Origin of the sequence: Streptomyces griseus, assembly GCF_900460065.1 — a bacterium.
Classification (GTDB): Bacteria; Actinomycetota; Actinomycetes; order Streptomycetales; family Streptomycetaceae; genus Streptomyces; species Streptomyces griseus.
Window position 1 is genome coordinate 253,923 of record NZ_UAVD01000024.1, and the last position, 10,386, is coordinate 264,308.

Here is a 10,386-nt window from a genome sequence, read left to right on the forward strand (position 1 = left end):
CAGCGGCGGGCGGGAGGGCGTGGGATCAGTGGCCGAGGGGGACCGAGTCCTTGACGGCCGTCGCCGGCGCCGCCGGGACGGAGTCGCCGAGCCCGTCCTGGGTGAGGTCGCGGCCGCGGGTCTCCTTGGCCACCCAGACCGTCACCGCGGTGACCAGGGAGGCGAAGCAGAGGTAGAGGGAGATCGGGACCGACGACTCGTAGTCCTTCAGGAGCTCCACCGCGATGAGCGGGGCGAGGGCCCCGCCGATGATGGAGGCGAGCTGGGAGCCCATCGAAGCGCCCGAGTAGCGGACCTTGGTGTCGAACATCTCCGAGATGAAGGCCGCCTGCGGACCGTACATCGCACCGTGCAGCAGCAGCCCGAGGGTGACCGCGAGGACGATGACCGGGAAGGACTCGGTGTCCAGGAGGGCGAAGAAGCCGAACGCCCAGAACGCCATGCCGACCGCGCCGATCAGCGTGACCGGGCGGCGCCCGAGCCGGTCCGAGAGCGCCCCCCACAGCGGGATGGTGACGAAGTGCACCGCGGAGCCGATCAGGACGGCGTTGAGGGCGTCGCTCTTGGACATCTCCAGATGCACGGTCACGTAGACCAGCAGGAAGGCGGTGAGGATGTAGTACGAGATGTTCTCGCCGAAGCGCGTGCCGATCGCGAGGAGCACCTCGCGCCAGCTCTTGCGGAACACCTGGACGACCGGGGCCTGTTCCTTGACGCCCCGAGCCGCCGCGGCGTCCGACTTCCGCTGCGCCTCGAGGAAGACCGGGGACTCCTCGACCGAGATCCGGATCCACAGTCCGATCATGACGAGGACGCCGGACAGCAGGAACGGTATGCGCCAGCCCCAGGCGAGGAACGCCTCGTCGGACTGGACGGCGGCGAGCAGCGCCAGGACGCCGGTCGCCAGCAGATTGCCGCCGGGCGCGCCGGACTGCGGCCAGGAGGCCCAGAAGCCGCGGCGTTCGTCGCCGCCGTGTTCGGAGACGAGCAGTACCGCGCCGCCCCACTCGCCGCCGAGCGCGAAGCCCTGCACCAGGCGCAGGACGGTCAGCAGGATCGGCGCCCAGACGCCGATGCTCGCGTGGGTGGGGAGCAGTCCCATGGCGAAGGTGGCGCCGCCCATCATGAGCAGGCTGAGCACCAGGAGCTTCTTGCGGCCGATCTTGTCGCCGTAGTGGCCGAAGACGACGCCGCCGAGCGGCCGGGCGGCGAAGCCGACCGCGTACGTCAGGAAGGCGAGCAGCGTGCCGACCAGCGGGTCGCTGCTGGGGAAGAAGAGGGTGTTGAACACGAGCGCGGCAGCGGAGCCGTAGAGGAAGAAGTCGTACCACTCGATGGTGGTGCCGACGAGGCTGGCCGCGACGATGCGGCCGATCTTGCCCTTGGGGGGCTGGACGGAGCTGGGGGAACCCATGGTGGAGTCACCGCGTTTCGTTGGCAGGGCTGTCAGGGACGGGGGTGCGGGGTCGGGGGAGCGGAGGCGCGAGCGGTACGAGCGGTACGAGCGGTTCCGGCTGGTCGAGGGGTACGGACGGGGGGAGCGGTAGGGGCGGGTGGGGCCGGTGCCGACGGTGGGGGGCCGTGGCGGGCCCGGGGTCAGTGGGCGCCCCAGCCCCCGTCGACGGGGAGCGAGACGCCGGTGATGTAGCCGGTGTGGGGGCCGCAGAGCCAGCGGCAGACGGCGGCGACCTCCTCGGGTTCGATCAGCCGCTTGATCGCGGACCGGTCCAGGAGGATGCCGGTGACGACCTCCTCCGGGGGGATCCCGTGCGCGGCGGCCTGGCCCGCGATCTGGCCCTCCACCAGCGGTGTGCGCACATAGCCGGGGTTGACGCAGTTGCTGGTCACCCCGTGCGGGGCGCCCTCCAGGGCGGCCACCTTGCTCAGCCCCTCCAGGCCGTGCTTGGCCGCGACGTAGGCGGACTTGAAGGCGCTGGCCCGCAGCCCGTGCATGCTGGAGACGTTGACGATCCGGCCCCACCCCCCGGCGTACATGTGCGGGAGGCAGTGCCGCATCAGCAGGAACGGGGCGGTCACCATCACCTTCTGGATCAGCTCGAAGCGGTCCGGCGGAAAGTCCTCGATGGCGGCCACGTGCTGGAGCCCGGCGTTGTTGACCAGCACGTCCACCCCGGTCGGCAGTGTCGCGACCGCCTCGGGTTCGGCCAGGTCCACGACGTGCGCCACGCCGCCGATCGCGGCGGCGACGGACGTGGCGCTCCCGGCCTCGCGGTCGACCACGTGAACGAGGGCGCCGGCCCCGGCGAGCGCCTCGGCGGTGGCCCGCCCGATGCCGCTGCCGCCGCCGGTGACCAGGGCGGTGCGCCCCGTGAGGTCCACGGCCCCGGCGCCCGGCGCGGAGGAACCGGAAGCTGCGTGAAATTGGCTCGTCATGGCCGGAAACGCTAGAGACACCCGGCCGGACATCCCATGGTGCGGAACTCCACAGTGAACGGCGCAGGAGTGGCGGGCGCCGCCACTCTCGGGGAGAGGGCACCGCCATTCCTCGACCGGACAGGACCTAGCCGTCCAGCGGGCAGCGGGCGAGCAGCTCGGCCGGGCCGGCCCCTTCGGGCAGCTCCAGGGTGCGGCTCGACGGGGGCCGCCGGCCGTCGTCCAGCCAGCGTTCCAGGGCCGCGGCCGCGGAACGGTGGCACGGCACGAGCGGACGCAGCCGGTCGGGGAAGGTGTCGACGAGCGAGTCCACATGGGTGCCGCCCTCGACGCGGTAGTAGCGGTGGAGCGCTCCGCGGCCCTCCCGCCGCACCAGGCGCGCGTAGGCGTCCGAGGTTTGGGAGATCGGGAGCAGGACGTCCAGGGTGCCGTGGAAGCTGATCAGCGGTTTCCCGATGCGGCCGGTGAGCGCGATCCTCTCCACGGCCTCACGCACCTGGGCCGGCCGTTCCGCGTAGGCGTAGTCGGCGTCGCAGGCGGGGGTGCCCGGCGCGCAGAAGGGAGTGCCCGCCTCGGTCGAGCCGTCGAACTCCGGGTCGATCTCCTCCCGGTAGATCCGCTGGGTCAGGTCCCAGTAGTACTGGTGGTGGTAGGGCCAGAGGAACTCCGAGCCGGCCGGGTAGCCGGCGGCCGTCATGGTCCGGTGGGCGGCCCCGGCGTCCGCGCCCCCGGCCGCGTAGCGGGGGTAGGCGCGCAGGGCCGGCGGCAGGAAGGTGAGGAGGTTCGGCCCCTCGGAGCGCCAGAGCGCGCCCTCCCAGTCCACCCCGCCGTCGTACAGCCCGGGGTGGTTCTCCAACTGCCAGCGCACCAGGTAGCCGCCGTTGGACAGGCCCATCGCCAGCGTGCGGGAGGGCGGACGGTGGTAGCGCTGGGCGACGACCCGGCGGGCCGCGCGGGTGAGCTGGGTGACCCGGGTGTTCCACTCGGCGATGGCGTCCGCGGGGGCGGCGCCGTCCCGGTGGAACGCGGCCGAGGTGTTGCCCTTGTCGGTCGCGGCGTACGCGTACCCCCGGGCGAGCGCCCAGTCGCCGAACGCCCGGTCGTTGGCGTACTGCTCGCGCACGCCGGGCGAACCGGCGACGACGAGGCCGCCGTTCCAGCGGTCCGGGAGTCGGATGACGAACTGGGAGTCGTGGTTCCAGCCGTGGTTGGTGTTGCCGGTCGAGGAGTCGGGGAAGTACCCGTCGATCTGGAGGCCCGGCACGCCACGGGGGGTGGCGAGGTCCTTCGGGGTCAGTCCCGCCCAGTCGGCCGGGTCGGTGTGCCCGGAGGCCACCGTCCCGGCGGTCGTCAACTCCGCCAGGCATGCGGCCTGTTGGTGGGCGGCCCCGGGCACCTCGATGGTGTCCGGGCGCGAGCAGTGACCTGGCCGGCCGGCGTCCGGCGGCAGCGGGGACGCGGCGGACAACGCCGCGGTCCAGGCCGCCAGCACGGCCGTGGCGGCGGCCGTCGCGCGCAGCCACCGGCCGCGGGCCGGACCCCGCGGGGCGTCGGGTCGTGGTCCGGTGCGTTGGACGGTCGATGGGGCGACTGGCATGGGTGGGGCCTCCGTCGGGTGAGCGGTGTCAGGGGCAGGTGGAGTCGGCGAGGACGTAGTGGCCCGCCGGAGACTCCTTGAGGGTGTGGGTCACGAAGGTGTTGTAGAGCCCCAGGTGCTGGGCCGAGCCCTTCGCGTACACCTGTCCGCCGGTGGTGGTGGCCCGGCCGGCGCGTACGTGCTCGTAGTTGCTCGCCGTCCAGCAGGCGGCGGGCTCGGTGGGCGGGTCCACGGGCGGTTCGGGGGTGGTGCCGCCGTCCAGCCCGAAGAAGCGGGTGATCCAGTGGCTGGAGCAGATCGAGTCGATGAAGTGCTGGGTGCCGGTGGCGCCGCACTGCTCGCCGCCGCCGCCCGGATCGACGGGGGTGCCGTGGGCGATCCCCGGCACCCGGTTGACCTCGACGACGCTCGCGCCCCCGGCGGACAGGTACATGCTCCTGCGGGTGCCGTTGGGGCCGATGGTGGAGGTCCGGTCCGGCGACTGGCCGAGCCCGTGCACGGCCGTCCACTGGTCGCGCAGCTCGTCGGCGTTCCGCGGGACGACGGTCGCGTCGCGGTCACCGTGCCAGATGCTCACCCGGGGCCAGGGACCCGTGTGTCCCGGGTACGCGTCCCGGACGGCCTGCGCCCAGGCCGCCGGGGTGCGGTCCACGCCGGGACTCATGCAGCCGAACGCGGTCACCACGTCGACCCCGCAGCCCTGGGGGATCCCCGCGACGACCGCCCCGGCGGCGAAGACGTCCGGGTAGGCGGCGAGCATCACCGAGGTCATCGCCCCGCCGGCCGAGAGGCCCGTGACATGGACCCGCCCGTCCGCCCCGTAGGCGGACGCGGCATGCGCGACCATCTGCCGGATCGACGCGGCCTCGCCCTGCCCGCGCCGGGTGTCGCCCGGCTGGAACCAGTTGAAGCACGTGTTGGCGTTGTTGGCGGCGGTGGTCTCGGCGTAGACGACCAGGAATCCGTGGCGGTCGGCGAAGGTGTCGAGCCCGGCGTTGTCGGAGTACACCCGCGCGCTCTGGGTGCAGCCGTGCAGGGCGACGACCACGGGCGCGCCCGCCGGCAGGCCCGCGGGCCGGTACACGTACATGGCCAGGTTGCCGGGGTTGGCCCCGAAGGCGGTGACGCGCTCCAGGGAGGCCGCCGCCCGGGGCGCGGCGGACGCCGCGGGGCCGGGCTGTCCCGCTCCGGCGGCCATCGGCCCCGCCGGAGCGGCACCGGCCGTCCCCGGGCCCACCAGCGCCGCCCCCGTGACCAGGGCGACGACGGCGCCGAGGCGGCGGACGGCACGGCTCCACCGCCCGCCGCGTCCGGTCCTCGGCGGCGGGGCCCCGGGCGGGGCCGGGTGCGACGGATCGACGTACTCCATGGTGACCTCCCGTGGGACGGCGCACGGGAGCGTTCGTGATCCCGTGCTCCCCGGCCGCGCCGCCGGGGTGCGGTCACCGTAGGAAGCCGACGGGCGGCCCGGGAATGGCGGCGCCCTCCACAACCCGCCCGTCGGCCGGGGGCCGCCGCCCGTTGCCGGGAACGCGGCCCGCTGCTACGGGACGGGCGGAGAAGCGGCGGCCCGGGGCGGCGTTCGGGTCGTCGGCGCGAGGTCGTGCGCCACGGCCAGCTCCGCCCCGGTCGCGGCGCGGACCTGATCCACCGTCACCCCGGGGGCCACCTCCCGCAGCAGGAAACCGCCGGGGGTGACGTCGAGCACCGCGAGATCGGTGATGATCCGGTGCACCACGCCCCGGCCGGTGAGCGGCAGGGTGCACTCCCCGAGCAGCTTGGGAGAACCGTCGCGCGCGGTGTGCTCCGTCAACACGATGACGTGCCGGGCGCCGTGGACGAGATCCATGGCACCGCCCATCCCCTTGATCATTTTGCCGGGAACCACCCAGTTCGCGAGGTCGCCGGAGGCGGACACCTGCATCGCCCCCAGCACCGCGACGTCGATGTGCCCGCCCCGGATCATCGCGAAGGAGAGCGCGGAGTCGACACAGGACGCCCCGGGCAGCAGGGTCACCGTCTCCTTTCCCGCGTTGATCAGGTCGGCCCTGACCTCGGAGGCGACCGGGTACGGACCGACGCCGAGGAGCCCGTTCTCCGACTGGAACACCACCTCGACGCCGTCCGGCAGCTGGTCGGGGACGAGCGTCGGCAGACCGATGCCGAGGTTGACGTAGGAGCCGTCGGGCAGCTCCCCGGCGGCGCGGGCCGCCATCCGCGTACGGGTCAGCGGCATCTCAGCGGGTCCCCTCGTGGGCATCGGAGGCGGTGCGGACGGTCAGGCGCTCGACGCGCTTCTCGGCGCGCGGATCGTCCGCGCCGACGGGTACCACCCGCTGCACGAAGATCCCGGGCAGATGGACGTCGTCGGGGGCGAGTTCACCGGGCTCGACGAGCTTCTCCACCTCCGCCACGGTGATGCGTCCCGCCATCGCGGCGAGCGGGTTGAAGTTACGGGCGGAGGAGTCGAAGCGGAGGTTCCCGTGCCGGTCGCCCACGGCCGCCCGCACCAGCGCGAAATCGGTGGTGATGCCCTCCTCCAGGAGGTGCTCGCGCCCGCCGAAGATCCTGCTCTCCTTGGGCGGTGAGGCCACCGCGACGGATCCGTCGGGGCCGTGGCGCCAGGCCAGACCGCCCTCCGCGATCACGGTGCCCGCGCCGGCGGGCGTGTAGAACGCCGGGATGCCCGAACCGCCGGCCCGCAACCGTTCCGCCAGGGTGCCCTGGGGGACGAGTTCCACCTCCAGCTCTCCCTGGAGGTACTGGCGCGCGAACTCCTTGTTCTCTCCCACGTAGGAGCTGGTCATCCGCGCGATCAGCCCCGCACGCAGCAGGAGGCCGAGGCCCCAGTCGTCCACCCCGCAGTTGTTCGACACCACCCTGAGCCCGCCGACGCCCCGCTCCAGCAGCGCGTGGACCAGCACCCCGGGGATGCCGCACAGCCCGAATCCGCCCACGGCCAGCGACGCCCCGCGCCCGACGTCCGCGACCGCGTCCGCCGGGTCGGCGACCACCTTGTCCCTGCTCATCCGTCCACCTCTCGCCTCGTCGACTGCGCACGAGACTAGGAACCGCCGGCGGCTCACGGCCATGGCGGCCGACCCCATAGCGGCGGGGGCGGGGATGGTGGTCACGACGGTCGGGTCCGATGCTCCTCGGCCAATCCGGCCCGCGTGCGGAGCGGGCCGGGGTAGGGTCCGCGCATGGCCAAGGTGACCGTCAGTCTGGATGCCGAACTCGTCGTCGAAGTGATGGTGCTCGCGGGGGTCGGCACCCCCCAGGACGCCGTCGAACTCGTGGTGCGCGACTACATCGCGCGCGGCCACCGCACCGAGGCCCTGGTCGCGGACCGCGAAGGAGCGGTGCGCGACGTGGAGATCAAGCCCGAGGCACAGCAGGGCTGATCACCCCGGCCCCCGTCGCGAGCGGTCCTACGCGACCGGCTCGCCGTCCTCCAGCTCCACGGTCCCGCCGCCGGAACCCAGGACCTCCAGCGCCGCCCGGACCCGGCCGCGGAGCGTGCCGAGCAGAAAGCCGTCCAGATCGGCGGGCGCCACCAGCCGCCAGGACAGCAGCTCCTCCTCCTGGAGCCGGATCGCCCCCAGCTGGTCGGCGGTGAGCACCCCGCCGTCGTACAGGTACGCCACGATCGGCGGCCGGCCGGCACCCCGCACCCAGTCCACCGCGAGCAGCCGTCCCGGCGCCAGATCGAGGCCGATCTCCTCCGCCGTCTCGCGCCGTGCGCCCTGCCGGGGGCCTTCGCCCGTCTCCGACTCGACGGTCCCGCCGGGCAGCGCCCAGCCCTCGCGGTAGTTCGGCTCGACCAGCAGGATCCGCCCGTCCGCGGCGCGGAAGACCGAGGAGGCACCGGCGAGGACCCGGGGGAGCCCGGCGATGTACGTGGCGTAGTCGGCATCGGGTGTCGTCACGGCCGACAGCGTAGTGGCCCGGGTCCGGACCGTACGGCCGTGGACGGCCATGGGCAGATCAGGGGTCGTGCGGATAGGGTCGGTGCGGCGCGACTGCCTGTTCGAAAGCAAGGGATGCAAGGTGACGGACGGAGCAGATGTGGAGACCGCCCGCGTGCTCGTGGCGGCGGACAAGTTCAAGGGCTCGCTCACGGCCGTACAGGTCGCGGAGCGGGTGACGGCCGGGCTGCGGCGCGTCGTCCCCGGCCTGGCGGTGGAGACCCTGCCGGTCGCGGACGGCGGCGACGGCACGGTCGCGGCGGCGGTGGCCGCCGGATTCGAGCGCCGCGAGGTCCGGGTGACCGGTCCGCTCGGGGACCCGGTGACGGCGGCGTACGCGCTGCGCGGGGACACCGCCGTGGTGGAGATGGCCGAGGCCTCGGGCCTCCAGCACCTGCCCGACGGGGTGTTCGCCCCGCTCACGGCCACCACGCACGGCTCGGGCGAACTGCTGCTGGCCGCCCTGGAGGCGGGGGCGACGACGATCGTGTTCGGGGTCGGCGGCAGCGCCACCACGGACGGTGGCGCGGGCATGCTCACCGCCCTCGGGGCCCGCTTCCTGGACGCGGACGGCAAGCCCGTGGGACCCGGCGGCGGCCCTCTCGCGGAGCTGGCCGAGGCCGACCTGGCGGGGCTCGACCCCAGGCTCGCCGACATCGACCTGGTCCTGGCCAGCGACGTGGACAACCCGCTGACGGGGCCCAAGGGGGCGCCCGAGGTGTACGGCCGGCAGAAGGGCGCGAGCGAGGAGGACATCGCGGTCCTCGACGCGGCCCTGGCGCACTACGCCTCGGTCCTCGGCCCGGACACGGCGGCCCTGCCCGGCGCGGGCGCGGCCGGAGGCATCGGCTACGGGGCGCTCGTCGCCCTCGGCGCCCGCTTCCGCCCCGGCATCGAGGTGATGCTCGACGTGCTGGGCTTCGCCCCCGCGCTCGCCCGCGCCACCCTGGTCGTCACGGGCGAGGGCTCGCTGGACGAGCAGACGCTGCACGGCAAGGCCCCGGCCGGGGTCGCCGCCGCCGCCCGCGCGGCCGGGATCGAGGTCGTCGCGGTCTGCGGCCGGCTCGCCCTGTCCCCGGAGGCCCTGGAGAAGGCGGGCATCCGCCGCGCCTACGCCCTGGCCGAGCTGGAACCGGACCCGGCCGTGTCCATGGCCCAGGCCGGGCCGCTGCTGGAGCGGGTGGCGGAGTCGATCGCCCGGGACTTCCTGCCGCGCTGACGTGGAGCGGACGCCCGAGGGCCGGACCCCCGCCGAACGCGCGTAGGCGAAGGGGGCGTACGCAGAGAGCACAGGGAGGGGCCCGGGGACAGACGCCGGGCCCCTTCCGTGCGTCGCCCCCTCCGTGCGTCGCCCCCTCCGTGCGTCGCCCCTCCCGTGCGCAGGGCCGTCGCGCCTCCACGCCGGGCCGTCCCGTGCGCGGGGCCGCCGCACGGGACGGCCCGGCGCAACGCACGCGGCAGCACCCCACCTCATCTCGCCCCCCCCGCCTCACGGCGCCGCGGACGACAGCCTCAGCACGTCCAGCGCCAGCACCAGGTCGACCAGCTCACGCGGACGGGACAGCGCGCGCCCGGTCAACCGCTCCAGCCTCCGCAGCCGGTTGAACACCGTGTTGCGGTGACACCGCAGCCGTAGCGCGGCCCGCCCCACCGAACCGTCGCACTCCAGCCACATCTCCAAGGTCCCCACCAGCACCGCACGCTCCGCCGGAACCAGCGCCAGCAGCGGACCGAACACCTCCGCGAGGAGCCGCGCCGACAGCTCCGGGAGGCTCACCAGCAGGGCCGCCGGCAGCCGCTCGTCGAGCTGTACGACCTCCCGGCTGCCGGGCGCGCACGTCAGCAGCGCCGTGACCGCGAGCCGCCGGGCCGAGCCCAGTTGCGCCGGCGAGCCCACCACCGGACTCATCCCTCCCGGCCCCGCACCGTGCTCCCCGAGCCGCGCCACCGCCCCGGCCGGGCCCGCCGCGCCCAGCAGCACCACCGCGACGTCCCCGCCCCCCGCACCGCGCCACCACCACCAGCGCGCCCCGTCCCCGTCCGGGCCCTCGGCCACCGCGGCCTCCGGCACGGGCGCGCCCAGCACCACCACCGCGAAACGCCCCCGCCCCGGCAGTCCGAGGCCGCGCGCCGCGCGCTCCACCAGGTCCGGCGGCGCCCCGCCCGCCAACAGCGGCCCGAGCAGCGCCCCGTACCGCGTCCCACACCGCATCCGCCGCTCCGTCCCCCGGGTCCGGGCGTCCCTGACGACCGATGAGGATGCCAGCGTCCGTAGCCGGGGCCGCCCACCCGTCACCGCGTCTGTGCGCGTGCACAACGAGGCCCCTCGTTGGCTGGTCGTCCGCATCGAGTCGGTCCCGCGCCGTGGACGCACGTCCCGCCCGGTGCTGGTCTGTGGCACCACACACGACGCCACGCCTTCACCGC

10 protein-coding genes are annotated in these 10,386 nt (G+C 74.6%); 2 read left to right on the forward strand and 8 right to left on the reverse strand.

The genetic code is table 11. From position 1 onward, the window contains the following. Window positions 1–25: 25 nt before the first annotated feature. From DTB53_RS11640 to DTB53_RS11665, 6 genes are all read right to left on the reverse strand, one after another. Window positions 26–1,414: an MFS transporter gene (locus tag DTB53_RS11640; protein WP_003965098.1), complete on the reverse strand. Its 1,389-nt coding sequence runs from the start codon at window positions 1,412–1,414 to the stop codon at window positions 26–28. A 182-nt stretch (window positions 1,415–1,596) separates the two neighbouring features. Then, on the reverse strand, window positions 1,597–2,394 hold the full coding sequence (locus tag DTB53_RS11645; RefSeq protein ID WP_042495731.1) for a 3-hydroxybutyrate dehydrogenase: 798 nt from the start codon (window positions 2,392–2,394) through the stop codon (window positions 1,597–1,599). A 127-nt stretch (window positions 2,395–2,521) separates the two neighbouring features. Next, window positions 2,522–3,991 (reverse strand): 3-hydroxybutyrate oligomer hydrolase family protein, encoded by a 1,470-nt coding sequence (locus DTB53_RS11650; protein WP_236586255.1) that lies wholly within the window; start codon window positions 3,989–3,991, stop codon window positions 2,522–2,524. A 28-nt stretch (window positions 3,992–4,019) separates the two neighbouring features. Further along, window positions 4,020–5,360, reverse strand: coding sequence for an extracellular catalytic domain type 1 short-chain-length polyhydroxyalkanoate depolymerase (locus DTB53_RS11655; protein ID WP_042495729.1), 1,341 nt, complete (start codon window positions 5,358–5,360; stop codon window positions 4,020–4,022). Window positions 5,361–5,534: 174 nt separating this feature from the next. Then, a complete protein-coding gene (locus tag DTB53_RS11660) occupies window positions 5,535–6,227 on the reverse strand; it encodes a 3-oxoacid CoA-transferase subunit B (RefSeq protein ID WP_003965095.1) in 693 nt (230 codons plus the stop codon). Window position 6,228: 1 nt separating this feature from the next. Continuing rightward, on the reverse strand, window positions 6,229–7,020 hold the full coding sequence (locus DTB53_RS11665; protein ID WP_012378366.1) for a CoA transferase subunit A: 792 nt from the start codon (window positions 7,018–7,020) through the stop codon (window positions 6,229–6,231). Between the two features lie 174 nt (window positions 7,021–7,194). Here DTB53_RS11665 and DTB53_RS11670 point away from each other — a divergent pair, with 174 nt between their 5' ends. Then, window positions 7,195–7,395 carry a type II toxin-antitoxin system VapB family antitoxin gene (locus tag DTB53_RS11670; RefSeq protein WP_003965093.1) on the forward strand — a complete coding sequence of 67 codons (201 nt, stop codon included), beginning with the start codon at window positions 7,195–7,197 and terminating at the stop codon, window positions 7,393–7,395. 27 nt (window positions 7,396–7,422) lie between these two features. Here DTB53_RS11670 and DTB53_RS11675 read toward each other — a convergent pair whose 3' ends face one another. Continuing rightward, window positions 7,423–7,920: an NUDIX domain-containing protein gene (locus DTB53_RS11675; RefSeq protein WP_012378365.1), complete on the reverse strand. Its 498-nt coding sequence runs from the start codon at window positions 7,918–7,920 to the stop codon at window positions 7,423–7,425. 139 nt (window positions 7,921–8,059) lie between these two features. Here DTB53_RS11675 and DTB53_RS11680 point away from each other — a divergent pair, with 139 nt between their 5' ends. Beyond that, window positions 8,060–9,178: a glycerate kinase gene (locus DTB53_RS11680; protein WP_042495726.1), complete on the forward strand. Its 1,119-nt coding sequence runs from the start codon at window positions 8,060–8,062 to the stop codon at window positions 9,176–9,178. Between the two features lie 270 nt (window positions 9,179–9,448). Here the strand turns inward: DTB53_RS11680 and DTB53_RS11685 are convergent, their stop codons facing one another. Continuing rightward, entirely contained in the window at window positions 9,449–10,171 is a 723-nt protein-coding gene (locus tag DTB53_RS11685) for a PucR family transcriptional regulator (protein WP_012378363.1), read from the reverse strand. Between the last annotated feature and the right edge of the window lie 215 nt (window positions 10,172–10,386).